Annotated in this window: 18 protein-coding genes; 10 read left to right on the top strand and 8 right to left on the bottom strand. The window is 40.7% G+C overall.

Annotated features, from left to right (window positions below):
• Window positions 1-111: 111 nt before the first annotated feature.
• Window positions 112-285, bottom strand: coding sequence for a hypothetical protein (locus tag D1367_RS31230; protein ID WP_181985226.1), 174 nt, complete (start codon window positions 283-285; stop codon window positions 112-114).
• Window positions 286-402: 117 nt separating this feature from the next.
• On the opposite strand from D1367_RS31230, the gene D1367_RS23795 reads away from it, so the two are divergent.
• Together D1367_RS23795 and D1367_RS31225 are read left to right on the top strand one after the other, a co-directional pair.
• The gene (locus D1367_RS23795) at window positions 403-2,862 is read left to right on the top strand and encodes an ATP-dependent helicase (protein ID WP_118168709.1); all 2,460 of its coding nucleotides are present in this window, start codon (window positions 403-405) and stop codon (window positions 2,860-2,862) included.
• 135 nt (window positions 2,863-2,997) lie between these two features.
• A complete protein-coding gene (locus D1367_RS31225; protein ID WP_181984944.1) occupies window positions 2,998-3,162 on the top strand; it encodes a hypothetical protein in 165 nt (54 codons plus the stop codon).
• Window positions 3,163-3,208: 46 nt separating this feature from the next.
• On the opposite strand, the gene D1367_RS23790 is transcribed toward D1367_RS31225, so the two are convergent.
• The 3 genes from D1367_RS23790 to D1367_RS23780 form a co-directional block, all read right to left on the bottom strand.
• Window positions 3,209-3,784 (bottom strand): GNAT family N-acetyltransferase, encoded by a 576-nt coding sequence (locus D1367_RS23790; protein ID WP_118168707.1) that lies wholly within the window; start codon window positions 3,782-3,784, stop codon window positions 3,209-3,211.
• A gap of 30 nt (window positions 3,785-3,814) precedes the next feature.
• Complete coding sequence (locus D1367_RS23785; protein ID WP_181984943.1) at window positions 3,815-4,483, bottom strand: DUF1345 domain-containing protein; 669 nt, start codon at window positions 4,481-4,483, stop codon at window positions 3,815-3,817.
• Between the two features lie 505 nt (window positions 4,484-4,988).
• Window positions 4,989-5,378, bottom strand: coding sequence for a DUF1499 domain-containing protein (locus D1367_RS23780; RefSeq protein ID WP_118168705.1), 390 nt, complete (start codon window positions 5,376-5,378; stop codon window positions 4,989-4,991).
• Window positions 5,379-5,521: 143 nt separating this feature from the next.
• Here D1367_RS23780 and D1367_RS23775 point away from each other — a divergent pair, with 143 nt between their 5' ends.
• Both D1367_RS23775 and D1367_RS32910 read left to right on the top strand, forming a co-directional pair.
• Window positions 5,522-6,670, top strand: coding sequence for an alanine--glyoxylate aminotransferase family protein (locus tag D1367_RS23775; protein WP_118168703.1), 1,149 nt, complete (start codon window positions 5,522-5,524; stop codon window positions 6,668-6,670).
• A gap of 244 nt (window positions 6,671-6,914) precedes the next feature.
• Window positions 6,915-7,046, top strand: a complete 132-nt coding sequence (locus D1367_RS32910; protein ID WP_267255617.1) for a hypothetical protein — start codon at window positions 6,915-6,917, stop codon at window positions 7,044-7,046.
• Window positions 7,047-8,039: 993 nt separating this feature from the next.
• On the opposite strand, the gene D1367_RS23770 is transcribed toward D1367_RS32910, so the two are convergent.
• Both D1367_RS23770 and D1367_RS23765 read right to left on the bottom strand, forming a co-directional pair.
• Entirely contained in the window at window positions 8,040-9,443 is a 1,404-nt protein-coding gene (locus tag D1367_RS23770; RefSeq protein ID WP_118168701.1) for a hypothetical protein, read from the bottom strand.
• A gap of 1,030 nt (window positions 9,444-10,473) precedes the next feature.
• Complete coding sequence (locus D1367_RS23765; RefSeq protein ID WP_118168699.1) at window positions 10,474-11,502, bottom strand: DMT family transporter; 1,029 nt, start codon at window positions 11,500-11,502, stop codon at window positions 10,474-10,476.
• Window positions 11,503-11,754: 252 nt separating this feature from the next.
• Between D1367_RS23765 and D1367_RS23760 the strand changes: the two genes are divergently transcribed.
• The 6 genes from D1367_RS23760 (at window position 11,755) to D1367_RS23735 (ending at window position 17,124) form a co-directional block, all read left to right on the top strand.
• On the top strand, window positions 11,755-12,135 hold the full coding sequence (locus D1367_RS23760; RefSeq protein WP_118168697.1) for a hypothetical protein: 381 nt from the start codon (window positions 11,755-11,757) through the stop codon (window positions 12,133-12,135).
• Window positions 12,136-12,438: 303 nt separating this feature from the next.
• Window positions 12,439-13,170, top strand: coding sequence for a DUF4079 domain-containing protein (locus D1367_RS23755; RefSeq protein WP_118168695.1), 732 nt, complete (start codon window positions 12,439-12,441; stop codon window positions 13,168-13,170).
• 50 nt (window positions 13,171-13,220) lie between these two features.
• Window positions 13,221-14,639, top strand: a complete 1,419-nt coding sequence (locus D1367_RS23750; RefSeq protein WP_118168693.1) for a sensor histidine kinase — start codon at window positions 13,221-13,223, stop codon at window positions 14,637-14,639.
• 156 nt (window positions 14,640-14,795) lie between these two features.
• Window positions 14,796-15,470: a response regulator transcription factor gene (locus D1367_RS23745; protein ID WP_118168691.1), complete on the top strand. Its 675-nt coding sequence runs from the start codon at window positions 14,796-14,798 to the stop codon at window positions 15,468-15,470.
• 260 nt (window positions 15,471-15,730) lie between these two features.
• Window positions 15,731-16,504, top strand: coding sequence for an MlaE family lipid ABC transporter permease subunit (locus D1367_RS23740; RefSeq protein ID WP_118168689.1), 774 nt, complete (start codon window positions 15,731-15,733; stop codon window positions 16,502-16,504).
• A 95-nt stretch (window positions 16,505-16,599) separates the two neighbouring features.
• Window positions 16,600-17,124: a GNAT family N-acetyltransferase gene (locus D1367_RS23735; RefSeq protein ID WP_118168687.1), complete on the top strand. Its 525-nt coding sequence runs from the start codon at window positions 16,600-16,602 to the stop codon at window positions 17,122-17,124.
• A gap of 57 nt (window positions 17,125-17,181) precedes the next feature.
• Here D1367_RS23735 and D1367_RS23730 read toward each other — a convergent pair whose 3' ends face one another.
• Both D1367_RS23730 and D1367_RS23725 read right to left on the bottom strand, forming a co-directional pair.
• Window positions 17,182-17,613: a hypothetical protein gene (locus D1367_RS23730; RefSeq protein ID WP_118168685.1), complete on the bottom strand. Its 432-nt coding sequence runs from the start codon at window positions 17,611-17,613 to the stop codon at window positions 17,182-17,184.
• Window positions 17,614-17,811: 198 nt separating this feature from the next.
• The gene (locus tag D1367_RS23725) at window positions 17,812-18,939 is read right to left on the bottom strand and encodes an ABC transporter ATP-binding protein (RefSeq protein ID WP_118168683.1); all 1,128 of its coding nucleotides are present in this window, start codon (window positions 18,937-18,939) and stop codon (window positions 17,812-17,814) included.
• Between the last annotated feature and the right edge of the window lie 265 nt (window positions 18,940-19,204).

The following is a 19,204-nucleotide window of genomic DNA, read 5'->3' as shown; positions in this document are numbered from 1 at the left end:
TTTCGGATTATTTAGTCATCAATAGAAGACTTTAGCTATTAGCCAAGGAACTAAAGTTCCTTGGCTAATAGCTTTTACCTTAAGTTGACATGTATCAGCAATGCTGTGCCCCTACTGTGTTGCATCCACACGAGAACCGTTAGAACTCTTGCATAAATATTTTGTGGTATCATTAGGGGTTATTCTAATAGGTTCAAATCCAGCCCGGTAAAGAGCAAGCGCAGTTGCAGTGCCACCGATGCCACCGCCAACCAAAATAATTTTCTTTGTTGTTAGTATCTTCATATAGCTATTAGCTAATTGGTTTGGAATTAAATATTTGTCATCACAGATAAACAGCAATGATTTTTCATATCTGCGGTTTTGGAATTAAATCCCAAATTTAAAATATAAAATTTTATAATGTCAGACACTAATTTTACTGCTGCTTTGCCTTCGGAATCACTCCACTCAGAATTGTCTGAACGATCGCCTGTTTCTTCTCTGCGGGAGAAAATTCTCGCAATTCGCAACAGTCTCCGCCCAGGACAGCAACAAATGGCTGACTGGCAATCTGGCCCCCTAGCTATTTCTGCTGTTCCCGGTGCAGGCAAATCTACTGGGATGGCGGCGGCGGCAGCGATCGCGATCGCCCGTCAATATGAACGTTCATCCTCGCGTCGTCAATTAGTAGTTGTTACCTTTACTCGTTCAGCTGCTGCCAATATTAAAGCGAAGATCCGCAAAGACTTAAAGAAATTATCAATACCTCAGACGGGCTTTTTTGTCTATACGCTACATGGTCTAGCGTTGAACATTGCCAGCCGCCATTCTGATTTATCGGGTTTGCAGTTACAAAATGTCACCTTAATTACACCAACCCAAAGTCACCGTTTTATCCGAACAGCTGTAGAGCAATGGATTGCAAATAATCCAGCAATATATTTACGGTTATTAGAAGGTCATCAATTTGACGGAGAAGAGACAGAAAGGTTGCGTCGCCAATCGGTGCTACGAACAGAAGTATTGCCGGAATTAGCTAATACGGTAATTCATGAAGCAAAAAGTTCTGGGATATCGCCAGAAAAATTGCGGGAGTGGAGTAAACAAACCACAGACGAATATACAATTTTGAGCATAGCGGCGGGATTGTATGAGCAATATCAAAACTTAATGCGATCGCGTGATTTCATCGACTACGATGATATGATTTTAGCCGCACTGCGCGTTTTAGAAAACGACAGCGCCCGTCGCATTGAGCAAAACCAAGTTTTCGCCGTCTTTGAAGACGAAGCCCAAGATTCTAGCCCTCTTCAGACGCAATTGTTAGAAATTTTGGCAAGTGATGGGGGAGATAATTCTTTACTCCTAACAGACGCGATAAATCGCGTCTCTACTGCTGACCCTTGTACAGACGCGATTCATCGCGTCTCTCCTAACTCCCCACTCAACTTAGTCCGAGTTGGTGATCCCAACCAAGCGATTAACTCTACTTTTACCCCAGCCGATCCGATTTATTTTCGGCAATTTTGCGAAGAGTGCGATCGCATCAAACGATTGGCAACGATGGATCAAGCCGGTCGCAGTACTAGAATTATTATTGAAGCTGCTAACTTTGCTCTCAAATGGATCAATAATCAGTCGTTAGCAAAAACGAATAACGGACAACAGACTCCTGACAACCGACAAGTACCATTTCGCTTGCAGACAATTCGCCCTGTTGAAGTTGGTGATCCGCAAGATAACGCCAACCCAGAACCAATAGGACGGGGATTAGAACTTTATACCCCGCGTGACATCCATCATACGGTTGAATTGTTATCTCAAAGAGTAATTGACTTATTTGGTGAAGACCCAACAGAACAAAGTGCAGCGATTTTAGTGCGAGAAAATCGCCAAGGACGATGGTTAGCAGAAGCTCTAACACCTGTGTGCAAAGAGTATAATATTACACTTTATGATGTGGGAGAACGCGATCGCCGTTCCCATGTTCCCCAAGAGATTTTAGCATTACTGCAATTTTGCGATCGCCCCCACTCCCCCGATTACCTCAAAGCCGCGCTAGAAGCATTAGTACAGCGCCAGTTAATTCCTACTCAAGACCTTAACGCCCTTGCTAGTCTCCCAGAAGAATTTTTGTATCCTGGCCCCCTAGCAGCACCTCAGCCAGAAACAGTCCAAAAAGCTGCTCGTTTGTGTCGCAATTTACTTCGCGCCCGCTTGGAATTGCCCCTGTACCAGCTAATTTCCTTTCTCGCCTTGACCTTAAATTACGACCAGGCAGAATTAGCAACTGCTGACAAACTTGCAGAACGGGTAAACCAGCAGATAGCAGGCAATAGTTCAATGGGGGGAATGCTGTCAACTTTAAGTGAAATCGTCAGTTCCGAACGGTTTGAACCAGTGGAAACCGAAGATTCGGAAGAACGTTACACTCGTCGCGGTCAACTGACTATTATTACAATGCACAAAGCCAAAGGGCTAGATTGGGACTATGTGTTTCTTCCCTTTCTGCACGAAAACTTGATTCCTGGGAGATTTTGGGTTCCTCCCCAAAGCCAGTTCTTAGGGGATTTTACCTTATCAGAAGTAGCCCGCGCCCAAATTCGGGCTGCTCTCCACGGAGAATCTACTATACCAGATGTTACACAAGCATGGGAACAAGCAAAGCACTTGAAAATATCTGAGGAATATCGTTTACTCTACGTTGCCATGACACGAGCAAAGCGTCTGGTGTGGATGTCAGCCGCCCAGAAAGCCCCCTTTACTTGGAGTAAGCCGGACAATTTACAAGAACAAGCGCCTTGTCCGGTTTTTCCAGCATTAAAGCGGCAATTTCCTGAATGTGTGATGAATTTAGCAGTAATGGCTAAACAAGCGTGAGCAAAACTTTTAAGAAATTGAATGCAATCAGATTGTGAATATTTGTATGAAATAAGCTAACTATAGTGGAAGTTGCCGTTTAAGAATTGGTGTTATAAATTGGTGCTGAGATTTTAATCAGAAATTGATTTACCAATGAAAACCCAACAATTGACAACGACACAAGAAAATAGACCCAGCAAGACAAAAAAACAGTCTTTTCCTGGCATTAGTATTGGTACTCCTAAAGTACCATTCCGCCAATGCAAGGAAACTGTACAACAGCATGAGTTACTCAGTGACTGGGAACACGCGAGTTAATTTTGTAACATCGTCTCATACCAACTTACCAGTCGTGATGCATAAATTAGGAGTGCAATGGATTCTTTTGGTCTATTGCCATGAGCCAACAATCTGAGTATTTCCCTTCATGTAGCTCATGGGCAGGCAATAGCTTTACTTTGACAAAACCAGATTTTTCATAGCAACGGATAGCGCGAGGATTGTCAACATGAGGATCTATGACAATTTTATGAGCTTGTCGCTGTTCAAAAAGATAACTGATAATTGCTAACAAGATTTTTGTACCAATTCCCTTGTTCCAATAGTCGGTTTCGCCTATGAACAAGTCAATTCCGTAGACGCGATCAGTTTGATCGAGATGATACAATTGTCTATCGGTTTGGGATAAATCATTGAGCGCACAATACTGCAAATAACCAATGGGGATATTTTGATAATAGAACAGACACGGAACAACCGGGTCATCTCCCTTGATCATAGGTTTGTACGTTTCTATAATTCTTTCTAAATCAAAAGGATTATCTCTTCCCTCATAAAATTTCAAAACTTGTGCATCAGTTAACCATTTTGCCATCAACTGATAATCATATATTTCATCTTGCATTAGACGAATAGCAATTTCATCTTGTTCAATTAGCATTTCCTGTGTATATTTTTCTAGCTATACTTTTTAAATCAGCGATGCAATGATATTAATAGTCATAGCTAAAATAGTGGTATTGAAAAAGAAGGACAATATGCTATGTAACAGAGTCAAGCGCCTCATCTCTCGCGATCTCGTCTCCACATCTGAAACTTGACTAGTCATGCCAATTACAAATGAATAATATAAAAACTCCCAATAGTCTGGATAGTCGTTATTAGGAAAATCTAAACCTCCAATGATTTCTTCACTATTATTACGATTAATATATTTGTAATAACTGTGTGCATATTGCACTGCAAACATCGTATGCACTAGTAACCAGGAACCAACAATGGTCATAATTGAAAGTATGACATGTAGGTTAAGCAGAATTGTTGACAACCCTTTTTTATTAGTTAGCAAAAACCCGATCGCTAAAACACTAGCACAAGCCGCAGCTATCACCAGCATAAATATAGCTAAATGTCCTTCATATTCATTCTCAGCATAACGGCGAATTTTGTCTGGGGTAGCTTTGATCATCTTCCACCAGGTTACAGCTAAGAAAAAGTCAGCACCGGAGTTCCAAGCGCAGAGAATGCGAGTAGGTAAGTGCAGCCAAGACGGAAGAATTATTGAAACTAATCCAGCTAGCCCGATAGCAATTATCAGTCTGGGGCGGGGGTCAAAATTTTTAAATAAATTAAGTTTCACAAATATCTTGCACCAAGCCGTATAGATTAGAAATCGTACTCTAGTTGCTATCCTTTGGAGAACCCGCTTTGCTCCTTTACGTCCGCCTGGTAGCGGACGTTATGTCAGTGGTTGGTATCGAGATGGTGCCATCGCCCTGTACGTATCGCGTGGACTAGGAGTTTCGGTTTTACCAGTAACAATAGGTGTAGTCCCAGAAATTAGCTATTTTGAGTGGTTTCTGAACTCAGCTTGATTTTTTAGCGATATCGCCCAATCTGCACGGCGTCCCCATCATGTCAAGAAAAAGATTTTCTTCTCAATAACCTCGAACGTAGTCGCATTATAGTGGTTCCCATTCAGATGCGGTACAAGATTATATCACGAGGTGTAAGGGCACGGCAGTGCCGTGCCCCTACGGGTGTACCTCACGTAAACGAGAACCGCTATAGTTGTAATTCTCAACTGGGAGAGGGAACGGAATTTGCAACAGCGCTCCCAATTTAACCCTTTAACAAAATAATACTTATTTTAACTTCGCTCTAATCGTTTCTATTCGTTGACGATTAACACCCAAATCGCTTTGACCTAAGCGTGAAGCCGAACGTACTTGGATAACATTAGCATTCCGATCTAGATAGAATTCTACATCATCCACAAATCCCAGTAAAGCGCTTTTAAATTCTGCATATAAATAATCTTGGCTTTCGGTAATTATTTTAGTTCTTGGTAAGGATTCAATAATCTGTTTAAGATTACTAATCGCTTCTTCTGTGGTAGATGTAAAAGTAAGTGGTGCAATTTTGTGAACTGCATCTGTACTCTGACTAGAAACACAGTTAGGAGAATTAGGGCAGGGTGCTAATTTACCGTTGCTAATACCTAAATTATTTGGTCGTTTGCCAGCAAAAACCATAATTATGTATCCGGGTAAGTGAATAAGTATACTCTCGCACATTTTGCCGTAATGGCATCTTCTAGCAAATGACAGATTCGCTAAAACATGGGTGATGCGATCGCTCTATGATCCGGTAAGTATCATCTAGGCGAAAACAGTTTATGACGCAAACAATTTCAATCAACGACTCTGGGCGCTTGCAACTCACACCGTTAGAAATTCCATCCCGTCTGCTGTTGGGGCCTGGGCCTTCCAATGCCCATCCCGCAGTTCTCCAGGCGATGAATACCTCACCAGTTGGGCATCTTGATCCGGCTTTTCTCGCACTGATGGATGAAATTCAGTCGTTGCTACGCTACGTATGGCAAACAGAAAACCCACTCACCATTGCAGTCAGTGGTACGGGAACAGCCGCAATGGAAGCAACCATCGCCAATGCTGTAGAACCCGGTGATGTGGTTTTAATTGGTGTAGCTGGTTATTTCGGTAATCGCCTTGTGGATATGGCTGGACGTTATGGGGCGGATGTGCGAACCATTACCAAACCTTGGGGACAAGTTTTCAATCTAGATGAACTCCAAACTGCCTTAAAAACTCATCGTCCTACTATTTTAGCTCTAGTTCATGCCGAAACTTCCACCGGCGCACGTCAACCATTGGAAGGTGTCGCTGATTTGTGTGATGAATTTGGCACTTTGTTGTTAGTTGATTCAGTCACAAGTTTGGGTGGTGTCCCCTTGTTTTTGGATGCTTGGGGAGTTGACTTAGCCTATAGTTGTAGCCAAAAAGGGTTGGGTTGCCCGCCTGGTGCTTCGCCTTTTACAATGAGTCCGCGTGCCGTTGAGAAATTGCAACAGCGTCAAACAAAGGTTGCAAACTGGTATTTGGATATGTTGTTACTGGGTAAGTATTGGGGCGCTGAACGCACCTATCACCACACAGCACCGATTAATTTATATTATGCATTGCGGGAAGCATTACGTTTGCTTGCAGAAGAGGGATTAGCAAACTCCTGGCAGCGTCATCAGAAAAACGTAGAATATCTCTGGGAAGGGTTGGAAAGCTTAGGGCTGAGTATGCACGTTGAGCAAGAATATAGACTACCAACGCTGACTACTGTCTGCATTCCAACAGGGGTAGATGGGAAAGCGATCGCTCGGCAGTTACTCAATGAATATAATATTGAAATTGGCGGTGGTCTTGGCGAACTAGCAGGTCTTGTTTGGCGCGTCGGGTTGATGGGCTTTAATAGTCGTAAGGAAAGTGTTGACCAACTTTTAGCAGCACTACGGCAAATTTTGCCTAAGTAGTTTTCGGGTTAGGGTGGTGCGTTAACAGTAGCTTAACGCACCTGATAGAAAAGGCGTAGGCGTAGTCCGCGCTTCTCTACGAGACGCTGCGCGTAGCTTGCTTCCCCGTAGGGGTACGGCTGCGCTTAGTGACCACCGTAGGCATCGCGCTAACATTCGTTTGAGAATTAAAGCAAAGCTGATGCTCCACACTTACTTGCTCTTTGGACTTATCCCAAAGATTAAACAAAGAGCAGGTTAATTTTTGTCGGTCGATACAATGCCATTGTCAGTCGATACAATGGCATTGTTAGTCGATACAATGGCATTGTTAGTCGATACAATTGCATTGTTAGTCAATGCAATTGCATTGTTAGTCAATACAATTGCATTGTAGGTCGATGCGTTAACAATTCACGAGATTGGGTTAAGATGCGACGGTAATGCAAAGTACGACTCGTTCCAATACTGCTCGGTTAAGAGTCGATCCCCCTAACCCCTCTTAAAAAGGGGGGCTTATTTTTCCCCCTTTTTAAGGGGGACTAAGGGCAATACTGCGTAGGTTTTGAATATTCGTAGGTTTGGTTGAGGCAATGCGTTACCCAACAAACCCAGGAAAATTTTGGGTTTCGTTCCTCAACCCAACCTACACATTTCTATTTTTTATGCAAAACCTACGCAGTATTGGGACTAAGAGGATGTTTGAAAAGTCCTTCAGCGTGTGTTTCACTACCCTGGCTACCGAGAAACTGCTACGAGAGAATAGGAGTTTTGGGATTTGAGATCCCACCCCTGAGTCGCACTTGAGGCTCAAGCCGACCCTTTTCAAACATCCTCTAAGGGGGATCTTCAATGACTATGCACCAAAACCTACGCAGTATTGCGACTTGTTCACATTTTATGAAAAACGTCGGGAGAATATATCTGTAGAGTATTCCTGACTAGCTTACTGCGATAAAAAACCAACAAACACTAGAGGCAAGAGTATTAGTAGGGACACAATTAATACGAGGGTTGCTGGCTCGATTTTAATCTGGTTCTTTTGTGGATCGCGCATTTGGCATTCCCTCGAACAATAAGTATATTAACTCAGCCTAAAGGATGTTTATTCCTTTTTCCAAGCCCAATAAGGTTGAAAAATGTAAATTATTTAAGTACGCTAGTGCATTAAATTTACATTTTTTTGATTTTAATAACTGTCAATCCCTTGATTCATCCCCCCATCTGCTTATTTCTTCCAGGGGAGTTTAGTTCCCATTTCAGTCAATGCAGAAAAGATGAGATAGAGGACGAGTAACCCAGCCGCCGCCAAAAAAGCCAGTAAATCGTTATCCATAAATGTTATTTGCTAAAACTTCGCTAATCTAATATTTAGCATTTTTCTACAAACCTACAATCTTTCGTCTTCTGGGTGCAAACTGTACCAGCCATACCAGTGACGAACTGCTAGCCAGACGGCACAAAGCAAACCCGCGAGGCTGAGGGTTAGTCCACTAAACGGTATTAATAATCCAAAGATGGGTAATACTGCTCCAGCAATAGTGCAGATAATAGCAGCCAGGGAAGCACTGCGGCTAGCTCCTAATCCCCATGTCAAAATTAGTAAGATGATGGAAATTAAAGTCCAAGCCAACTGAGCATTGATGACGCGAGATAGATAGGTCAACATTAATAGACAAGCAAAGAAAATACTAGCAGCGATCGCAATATTTTTGAAACTCATTGGCAGTGACAAATATAACAACAATATCCACCACACAAATATTGCTGGTGCTAGCAATAAAAGACGAGGAATTACGCCCGTATTGCGAATAGGCTCGGTGTTCGTAAATACTCCAAATGGATTTTTGACTGAAACATTATCGGCAAACTCCCAAGTAAATTGCGTACTGCGTCCGTCAGATTTAATATCATCAGGTTCAATACCACTGGCAAAATTAGCCGGAGCAAAGTTAGCAATTGCTGTGAGGCGGAAGTTAGATAACAACTGTCCCCCTGCACTATAAACCCAGCGAGGCCCGCCTCTAGCCTCATAGGCAACTCGAAAGGTGGTTTCTTCCCCTGGTTGCAGCCGGAAGGGAAAACCATAGTCTCCCGGATTAGTTTGTTGTAATCTAGTCCCGTCACGCTCGATTTTGTAGCTCTTAAGCAGTATGGAGCCGTTAGGTGGCGGTGCTTCAAAGAAAAAATTATTAATATCCTTAAGCTGGTTAACTACTTTATAATCGGCAGTATAATTTGCCCGATAAATTGAACTACGACCTGGAACATCTACGCTTTGGTCAAGCTTGACTTGAATTTGCGAACCAGCCAACGTCAAAAAGCGGTTAATTTCTCGTGTCTCATTTACCTTAACAATCTTGCCATTGACTTGAGTGTTATAAGAGTATGGCTCTCGAATAGAGTAGCGCACTTGCGGCGCAAATTGTTCGAGCTTCTCACCTGCAACGCTTTCAGCAACTTGAGCTACCCTTGCTTGTTCCCAGTAGTGGTAGCGATTGCTTAAAGTTGAACAGAGAAAAAATCCCGGTACTAACAGAACTAATACCAGGGTTAAATGTTGTAATCCCCGCAATAGTTGAGAATAACCAACAGCCCATTCAGCGATGAATATAACTTGTTCCGGCTGACTTCGACGGAGAGAAAAACTGATTAGTGCGATCGCAATTCCTAAAGCTACAACCAAAAATACTAATAACAGTGAAGCTTTGAGCGCCTGGGTTCCAAATTGGACAAGCTCAATCGGATGCGTCAAATCGGGTAATCCGGGAATACCTTGAGCAGAAGATGACATTGGTTGATTTTTGCAGAATTTGGAAAACCAGACCGATAAAATCTTTTAAAAGTTTCTGAAAAAATGTTTTATTTGATACGCGGACATTTTAAACAAGTGCTGCGTAGCATCGCTCTCACCCTGACTTACACAAAAACCCTCTCAAACTCTTATTTCTCTGTGTTCTCTGTGCCTCTGTGGTTAGTTTTTCCCGTACTCATACCATAATGATACAAATACGCTCTTTTGGGGCAAGTCTTTGCCCATTGGTGTGAACTTAAGCTAAGACCCTTTTCAAATCTCGTTTCCAGTCTCCGACTGGAAATGCAGATCAATTGCGGCTCTGCCGCAAGTCTTGAGGCGGAGCCTCAACGACCGGGCATTCCCAGTCGGAGACTGGGAACGAGACATACAAATACGCTGGGCAAGTCTTTGCCATGCCCCTACGATAAATCTATATGTATGAGGATTTTTGTGAATTGGTATTATCTGTAACTAGTATTGGTATAAACATCAAAAGCCCGGTCTTCATGACCAGGCTTTTGAAACAATGGGGCTATATTCCCGGAAGGTTAGTTATAGAGCAATACGGTTCAGTTAAGAAAAATTGTAGGTTGGGTTAAGCAAAGCGCAACCCAACAAAGCACCAAAAATGTTGGGTTTCGTTCCTCAACCCAACCTACGCAGTTTAAGGATTTTGGCATTAACTGAACCGTATTGAGTTATAGAGGTTCAGTATAATATCGATGCTTTGATAAGTGATACCACTTTGCTGTTATCGATTCCGGAAAATTCCCTAAAAATTTTTGAGTTTCGTCAGCGTGTAGGATTTAAAAATATTGATTTTCCGGCTTTTGCTGATGAATAATGAATTTGGTAGCTGGCAAGAATGGCTGACAGTATTCACCTATCTAGGTTTTACGGTCTTTATTATTTGGCGCGTATTTTCCACCGAGAAGAATTAAAAAGCTGCATATAATTTCACAGACGCGATTAATTGCGTCTCTACTCCAAACTCTTGTACAGACGCGATTAATCGCGTCTCTACTTTTTAAATCCCTTTAAATCCCATACCTTGTTCTAATTGAGCTGCAACTTTACGAGAAATCTGAAAGCGAACACCAACTTGGCTAAGGAATATGCCAACTAAAATCAAGCTACCACCGATATATTGAGCGAAGGTAGGGACTTCACCTAATACCAAATAAGCTGCCAAAATTCCCACAATTGGAGTAAAAGAGCCAGCTAAGGAAGCCGTTGACACAGTAGAAGCTCTCAAACCCTTGAGCCAAAATGATTGACCTAAAACCACAATTACAGCAGCATAAACAAGCATCCACTGCCACAAAAAAGGTGAAAATACATCCATAAAGTGGTCGCTGCCATAGAGAATTAAAGCAGTAAAGAAAAATATTACAGTTCCTACAGCAGTACGAAAGATACTAAAAATTCCCACTGGGATATCGGAAAGCCATTCTTTCACAATAATCGTTGAAACTACTGAAGCTACAGATGCGATCGCCGCCAATAATTCCCCAATACCTAATCTGAAAACACCCATGTTGATCGTAGTCGTCTGTGAGGGTTGCAGGAAAATAGTTAGAGCAACCCCGACAAATGCAGCGATCGCTCCTACAACTTCCCAACGATTTACCCGTTCCCTCAGTAACCAGACTGATAAAGCTATAGCCAGAGGTGGCTCCAAACGTCCAATCAAAATAATATTGTTCACCCCTGTTAATGCTAATGCCTGGAAAATTAAGCCAGGGACAAGCGCTCCTGATAAAATAGCGATCGCTATCAGGGCCAACCAATCTTTCTTTGACAGTTCCTGCAAAGCCTTTTTGTTCCACTGTCGCCGATAAATAGGTAACATAACTATCAAGGCACATAGATTACCTACAAATAAAACATTACATAGAGAAATCGGATTTCGACCATCCATGAAATGTTGAGCGCCAATTTGTGTCAGCTTGCGGGTAACTGCACTCGAAGCTCCAAAAATCAAAATTGCTAGCCAGAGATAGGTTTGACCGGGAATTTTATAAATAAAAGAATGCCATCTTCTCGGTCTACTCATAATAATACTGCTGCAAAGAAATACTCATTACTATAGTCAGCCAACTAGGGTAATTTCAGGTGAGATGAATCTGAGAAAACACTTAAAGCAGGCTGAGATTGAAAATATCAGAGTTTCCTGAGAATATGCTGAGTCTAAACTAAATTTTTCTCAGGAATAAATTCAGACAATTACTAGATTGGCTTCATTTGAGCTTTAGTAGCAGATGAGATGCTTTAGTTCATCGGGAAACTTCAGCACAAGGAAAAACAAATGAAAATTGCTTCTTCTCTGCTTACAGGTATTGCTCTTGTTGGTATGCTAACAGTTTGGGATGTTCCACTTAAAATTGTGAGTCCTTCACTGGTGCAAGTATCAGCCGCAGAAAAGAAAGATGCTACAGGTTTGACTACTCAACAAAAGATTGATTTGGTCATCAAGCATAAGGGTCAGTTTGGTGGTGGTGATGAACTACGTCGTTTCTTTTTTGGCGATCTTGAACCGCTAGGTATTCAACCCGGTGGTGCAGGTATGGTGGTTAATCTTTACAATAAAGCCAATAATGTGACCTTTGCTTACTGTTCTACCTTTGATGTAGTAGTTGCGGTTAAAAAAGGTAAAGTAACAAAGTTTGAGGCTGATGAGGTCAAGTAATCCTTATTTGTAAATAGGTAGGGCTATTTCATTCTCATCTAGCCCGCCTCAGAATAAATTCTGAGGCTAATAGCCCAAGTCGTCTAAAGACGACTAAAAGCCTTTATTAGTCGTCTTTAGACGACTTGAGCTATTAGCCCGGAACTTTAGTTCTGGGCGGTTTATGTCTAGAACGAAATAGCCCTGATAAATAGGTAGACATCAATAATTGAAGAAGAATTTAGGAACGTCTCCAGCTTTGCTCCTGACTCCTGAATTCTGTTCGATAAAAGCTAATTTGTAACTTTTGATCAAAGGTCAGATATGGAATTTAGAGATGCTATTTTGTTGTTACATCCAGCGATCGCTGTACTCGTAGTATTTCCTTTAATTGGCGTCATTGTCAACCGCGCTTTACAAGTCCGTCAACGCCGACTGCAAACTTTAGCCATAGGTAAGAGTAAAATTCCTGCTACTGTAGGAAAAGAGCATACCCAATTGGGTCGCTGGCTAACGGGAGCAGTTGTAGGTATTGTATTAATAGCCTTTGCCAACGATATTTTTGGTAATATTTTAGATAAGCAACTTTGGATGAAAGCACCATTTCAGGTAGTATTTATCGGATTATTGTTTGTGGCTGCGATCGCTTCTCTATATTTACTCTATCAGGCAAAGCAGAAAAACTGGCGTGCCATATTTGCAACCCTCACAGGAATGGCATTAGTAGTGCTTGGATGTCAAGATGGTATCTACCGCAAAACTGACCAATGGTATATCTCCCACTATTATTATGGGCTAGTCTCTGCTTTGCTGATGATTATTTCACTCTCCATTTTGCCAGAAATTTATAAAGATAAGACCAATCGCTGGCGCAAGGTTCACATTACTATTAGTTCCCTTGCTCTATTACTATTTATCGGTCAGGGAATAACAGGAACGCGCTCATTGTTAGAAGTTCCACTTACTTGGCAAGAACGCTATATCAATATGCTTTATGAGCAAAAATGTGATACTAAACCTTGTATAATCCAGCCACTATCTCTACCGAAAAATTAATAATGAATAGAACTAACAATATTTTTCAATTCCCTGGATAAAACTAAACAGTGAAGCAACCCACAAAGATTTGGCTAAATCTTGATCCTTTTTCATTGCAATTACGCCTAACCATTGGTATTGCTACATTTTCAACTTTAATATTAGGTAGTTTTGCTGCATGGACTAGTTGGAAAATGCAGCAAATTTTGATTGATAGTCGTAAGCATGATATAGAACAAATCGCTAAACGTTTGCCGCATGATGTGCAACTTTATAGTGAAATGATGCAACCTGAAACTGGATTGCAAAAGGCTATTAATAACTTGGCAAGTACCAATATACTTTTATGGGTAAAAAATCCTGATAATAAAATTTTGATAAAATCTGCTACTTTGGATTTGTTATCTGACTCTACTGTGAGTGAGTTAATGTCCCTTAGTAATATGCAGATTAAAGCACAAATTTACAAAGTTAATCAAAGCTACTTTGTTATGAGTAGTAGTTCTTTGCAAGTGCAGGGTCAGTCTCTGGGTAAGCTATTTGTAGTACATAATATTACTCGTGAACAGACAATGTTTATGGTAATGCTGCAAAGTTTGAATATTAGCTGTATTTTGGCAATTATTGTCATAATAACGATAAGTGCATTTTATATTAAGCGTTCTCTACAACCACTGCGCCAGCTAAGTCAGATGACTTCAGTCATTTCTATAGCAGATTTAGGAAAAGCACAACTATATGTTGATAATGCACCCAGCGAAGTCAAAGAATTAGCTCAAACTTTAACCATGTTGTTATCGCGCCTCTCGCAATCTTGGGAGCAAGAACGAGAATTTGTGAGTAATGTTTCTCACGAGTTACGTACACCATTAACGATTGTACATGGTTACTTACAAAGTGTCTTGCGACGGCAGAATAACTTAACCGAAATTCAACAAGAAGCTTTAGAAACTGCTGCCTCAGAAGCCGAACGTACCATCCGCTTGCTACAAGATTTACTTGATTTAGCACGAGCAGATAGTGGTTATTTGAATTTTCAGATGAAATCTTATGTGTTGAATGACTTAGTTGAAGAAGTCGTAGTGATGGCGCAAAAATATAGCGATCGCTTAATTACAATCGAGTCAACAGCTTACCCCATCGAAGTTAAAATAGACTACAGCCGTTTTAAACAAATATTACTCAATTTGATTGATAATGCTATTAAGTATTCTGAAGCTAGTACGCCGATAATTTTAAAATTAAATCAGTTTCATGACAAAGCGATTATTCAAATTTGTGACAAAGGTTATGGTATTCCTTTACAACACCAAACACGGATTTTCGAGCGATTTTACCGCGTAGATGAATCCCGTTCTCATGCTACTGGCGGTTGTGGTTTGGGTTTATCCATTGTTAAAACACTTGTAGAGGGTATGGGTGGTAGTGTATCTGTGCAATCAAAATTAGGAGAAGGGAGTGTGTTTACTATCACTCTACTTACATAGCTAGTCAGCCCCTTTGGGGAAGTCACGCATTCACGCATTCAAAAATTTACCAAGCCCATAAATAAATTTAGTTGCTTTGTACCTTTTTATTTCTGGTCAAAGTCAGGTTAAAGTAAGCACTTTCATTGTCACGTTGTACGCTTTAAAATAACAAATATGGCAGCAAATATCCTCTTGGTTGAAGATGAAGTTAAACTGGCGCGATTTGTCGAACTAGAACTAAGTAGCGAAGGTTACAATATAAGCGTCGCACATGATGGCATCGCTGGTTTAACGTTAGCACGGGAATTATCGCCAGATTTAGTCATTCTTGATTGGATGCTTCCAGGGCTATCAGGCTTGGAAATCTGTCGTCGGTTGCGGGCGACTGGTATCTCCATACCAGTAATTTTACTGACAGCAAAAGATGAAGTTAACGATCGCGTCGCAGGTTTGGATGCAGGAGCCGATGATTATGTAGTCAAACCATTTAGTATAGAGGAACTGCTAGCTAGAATCCGCGCTCATCTACGCCGCACTCAAGAAACAGATCAGGACATTTTTCAGTTTGAAGACTTGAGTTTAAATCACCGAACTCGCCAAGTTTACCGGGGTAAACGCGCAATTGAGTTAACGGCTAAAGAGTTTGACTTGTTGGAATATATACTCTCGCATCCCCGTCAGGTATTTACTAAAGACCAAATTCTACAAAAAGTTTGGGGTTACGATTTTATGGGTAATTCCAATATCATCGAAGTATACATCCGCTACTTGCGCCTAAAACTAGAGGAAAATAATGAAAAACGCTTGATTCATACGGTGCGTGGTGTGGGCTATGTACTTCGGGAATAGTCAAAATCAAAACATTTTATTTTCATTCATATCTTTGGGTTAATATCATTTCTTCTTGCAGAAACGATATTAACCAAAAGATTTATTTTATGAAATCAATTTCTACACCAAAATACCAATTCGTAATACTCCAGGTAATTAAGAAATTCAGATTATATCTGGCTGGTTTTCCACCATTTGTATCTGTAGTCTTATTAGTTTTATTTTAGAAAATTGATATAAGATATGTGCAATAAAAGTCAGTCTTAAGGACGATAAAATTGCGAATAAAAACAAATTTCGAGCAATCTTGGATTGTACGCTGTTTTGCAGCAGTACTGCTTTTAGGTCAAGTGTGGCTACATTTTCTCCAAGGAAAAACCTACTATCGCAAGATTCTGCAACATCTGGTGACTGCTGGGCCAGGTTCTATCTCTCCAGTTCTCCTTGTCAGTGGTTTTGCAGGAATGATTTTTACTATTCAAACGGCGAGGGAATTAATCAGATTTGGGGCTGTCAATGCTGTGGGAGGTGCTTTTGCCTTAGCTTTTTGTAAAGAATTGGCTCCAATTTTGACTGCTAGTATTATGGCGGGACAAGTAGGTTCTGCTTTTGCAGCAGAAATCGGTGCAATGCAAGTCACAGAGCAAATTGATGCACTTTATATGCTTAAAACTGATCCAATTGATTATCTAGTAGTTCCTAGAGTAATTGCTTGTAGTTTAATGGTGCCTTTGATGACCATTTTGGCTTTAGTTACGGGCATCTTCGGCGGAGTTTTTGCCGCATCATATTTTTACAAAATTCTTCCCGAAACATTTTTAGAATCAGTCAGAAATTTTTTAGAACCGTCAGATTTGTTTATTGTTTTGCTAAAAGGGTTTATTTTTGGGGTGCTGGTTGCTGTTATTGGCTGTAGTTGGGGATTAACTACTAAGGGAGGAGCAAAGGAAGTCGGAGAATCGGCAACAAAAGCAGTAGTTACTAGTTGGATATCAATTTTTGTCATGGATTTTTTCCTCTCTGTACTGCTGTTTGAACAGCCTGCATTTTGAAAGATTAAATCAGTAAATAGTCAACAGTTTACCCTGAGCGTAGTCGAAGGGTTATCAGTTATCACGGTCACAAGGCGGGGATTTAATCGTAACTTATGGAGAATTTAGAAAAAATAAGTTTAGAATCTAAAAGACTGATTTTGCAACCGATTTCGTTGGAACATACAGAAGATGTATTTCGAGAATTTACAAGCGAAATTACCACCTTTATGTATCCGAAACCAGTCCACAGTCTTAGTGAAACCGAAAAGATAATCAGAGATATGATTCTACAACGAGAAAATCACACTGATTTAGTGTTGGTAATTCTCAAAAAGGATCATTTAGAGTTTTTAGGAATTTGCGAGGTTGGCGCTATTGATACTCATACACCGGAGTTAGGAATTTGGCTCAAGAAATCCGCTCATGGTTATGGTTTTGGTAGAGAGGCAATTCATGCACTAAAAGACTGGGTGGATAAAAATTTGGAATACAATTATCTTTCCTACCCTGTTGATAAAAGAAATATCCCCAGTCGGAAAATTGCAGAAAGTCTTGGAGGTAAAATATTTCGGGAGTTTCAACAGATTAACAAGAGTGGTTATCTTCTTGATGAGGTTGAATACAGGATTTATAAATAAACATACCGTTTTTGGAGAAATGCAAAAAAGCCGATGACTTAAGGAAATTAACGAAATTCACGAATATATTAACTTGTAGATTAGCGCACCCAAGGCCAAACCGATCAATGAAAAGGTAGATGTAGTCCAAAAGGCTAGCCCTTCCCTAAGACCTGCTGTTTGAAAGTCTATCTTGACTAATATAGTTGCCGAAACGATCAGCAAAGTATCAAGAAATACCCGAAACCAAGCAATCATAATAAAGAACAAGAAAGCTGCTAAAACAGCAACGGCGAAAGACCTCGTATTTGATTTAAGCAAAATACTGAAATAATATCTCATTTTTATCCAAGGAATGGTCAACGTTACTATTAAAAGCAAGATAGCAACGACAGTCGCCAGCCACACAGACACAGAAGCGCGTGTTTCAGATATTACCCAGCCCAAAGTACTGTAACTAAGCAGTACTAACGCCAGGGACACCCAAGGAACTCTTTGCAAAATTGACATGGGTTAATATTCCTAGTACAGGGTCAGCACAATTCGCAATTCGTAATTCGCAATTCGCAATTAATGCCCCAGGATAAATCCTGGGGCTTGAACCAAGCAAATTTTAAAATTTATCTATCCATAAATGATTTTAGTTGCTCTGTACCATCAAGGAATAATTGGTCAAGGTATTATTCTATTATTGAATCTTATAAATAACTATTGGCTAATAGCTAAACAATCATTTTCTGCCCACCAAGCGTAGATGGGCGTGTCGCGGTCTGCTAAAGGGCCAAAAGTATTAGGTTGCAACACATTTATGCTAATGCCATTTGTTAATTCCACAACATAATTAACATGTGTGCCCAAATACATAACATTGACAAGCCGTCCTTCAAAGCAGTTGGTTGGCAAATTGGGTGGATAAAGCGAAAGCTGGATTTTTTCTGGGCGTACACTCACTACCACCGCTTGTGATAATTCAGATGGTGTATCTTCAGAGCGGCTAATGATAATTGAGAGTCCCGTTTTTGTGGAAATTTTAACATTAGAAGAGTCTACCTCTACAATTTCACCACTGAATAAATTAGTATCACCAATAAAATCAGCAACAAAAGATGTCTGAGGACGTTCGTAAATTTGGCTGGGAGTGCCAACTTGTTCAATTTTGCCTTGGTTCATCACGGCAATGCGATCGCTCAAAGACAATGCTTCTTCTTGGTCGTGTGTCACCATCACAAAGGTCAATCCCAAGTCTTTGTGTAAATTTGATAACTCTACCTGCATTTCTTTACGTAGTTTTAAATCTAACGCCCCTAAAGGTTCATCCAGTAATACCACGGTGGGACGGTTGACTAGGGCCCTTGCTAAGGCGACTCGCTGCTGTTGACCACCAGAAAGTTGATTGGGAAAGCGCGATCGCAAACTTTCCATTTTCACTCTTCTTAAAGCTTCTTCGACTCTAGCTTCAATTTCTGATTTGGGGATTTTTTTTAACCGCAGTCCAAAGGCGATGTTATTCCAGACATTCAGGTGGTTAAATAGAGCATAGCTTTGGAATACAGTATTGACGGGTCGGCGGTAAGGCGGCACATTAGTCATAGATTTACCCTGAATCAACACTTTGCCAGCGTCAGCGATTTCAAACCCAGCAATTAAGCGCAGTGTTGTTGTTTTACCACAACCGGAGGGGCCTAAAATACTAAAAAATTCTCCCTGTCTGACATCCAAATCTATTCCATGTACTGCTGGTTCTTGGTTAAAAAACTTGAATACATTACGCAGTTCAACATCAAGTGGCTGAAAAGTTGTTATCCCCCTTTGATTCTGCATGAAAATTTGAGCCATAATCCTCAGTAGAATGCCATGATATTACGTGATTTTGTCAGTAGTCTATTGGGCAGACTAGATTTGACACTTTGGTTTATTGTATCCGCCAAAAACAATTGTTCAAGAATATACTTGCCCGATTCTTTTATACCCAGTACTGGGCATGAGTTTAGGGTAATTGTATACAGATAAGGAACTTCCAAGTAAAAAAATATTCCATTGCTATTGTTCACTGTTGACCGTTGACGGTTCACGAGTTTTCAGTCAACAGTCAACAGTCAAC

This window comes from Nostoc sphaeroides, from assembly GCF_003443655.1.
GTDB classification, from domain to species: domain Bacteria; phylum Cyanobacteriota; class Cyanobacteriia; order Cyanobacteriales; family Nostocaceae; genus Nostoc; species Nostoc sphaeroides.
Note: the sequence above shows the minus strand (reverse complement) of the source record. Positions and strands in the feature narration are given on the sequence as shown.

Bases quoted from the DNA above. Each gene is read 5' to 3' on its own strand.
- D1367_RS23795 (WP_118168709.1), top strand. From the start codon at position 403: ATGTCAGACACTAATTTTACTGCTGCTTTGCCTTCGGAATCACTCCAC.
- D1367_RS23745 (WP_118168691.1), top strand. From the start codon at position 14,796: ATGGCAGCAAATATCCTCTTGGTTGAAGATGAAGTTAAACTGGCGCGA.
- D1367_RS23775 (WP_118168703.1), top strand. From the start codon at position 5,522: ATGACGCAAACAATTTCAATCAACGACTCTGGGCGCTTGCAACTCACA.
- D1367_RS31225 (WP_181984944.1), top strand. From the start codon at position 2,998: ATGAAAACCCAACAATTGACAACGACACAAGAAAATAGACCCAGCAAG.
- D1367_RS23760 (WP_118168697.1), top strand. From the start codon at position 11,755: ATGAAAATTGCTTCTTCTCTGCTTACAGGTATTGCTCTTGTTGGTATG.
- D1367_RS23765 (WP_118168699.1), bottom strand. From the start codon at position 11,502: ATGAGTAGACCGAGAAGATGGCATTCTTTTATTTATAAAATTCCCGGT.
- D1367_RS23730 (WP_118168685.1), bottom strand. From the start codon at position 17,613: ATGTCAATTTTGCAAAGAGTTCCTTGGGTGTCCCTGGCGTTAGTACTG.
- D1367_RS23755 (WP_118168695.1), top strand. From the start codon at position 12,439: ATGGAATTTAGAGATGCTATTTTGTTGTTACATCCAGCGATCGCTGTA.
- D1367_RS23770 (WP_118168701.1), bottom strand. From the start codon at position 9,443: ATGTCATCTTCTGCTCAAGGTATTCCCGGATTACCCGATTTGACGCAT.
- D1367_RS23790 (WP_118168707.1), bottom strand. From the start codon at position 3,784: ATGCTAATTGAACAAGATGAAATTGCTATTCGTCTAATGCAAGATGAA.
- D1367_RS23735 (WP_118168687.1), top strand. From the start codon at position 16,600: ATGGAGAATTTAGAAAAAATAAGTTTAGAATCTAAAAGACTGATTTTG.
- D1367_RS31230 (WP_181985226.1), bottom strand. From the start codon at position 285: ATGAAGATACTAACAACAAAGAAAATTATTTTGGTTGGCGGTGGCATC.
- D1367_RS23725 (WP_118168683.1), bottom strand. From the start codon at position 18,939: ATGGCTCAAATTTTCATGCAGAATCAAAGGGGGATAACAACTTTTCAG.
- D1367_RS23780 (WP_118168705.1), bottom strand. From the start codon at position 5,378: ATGGTTTTTGCTGGCAAACGACCAAATAATTTAGGTATTAGCAACGGT.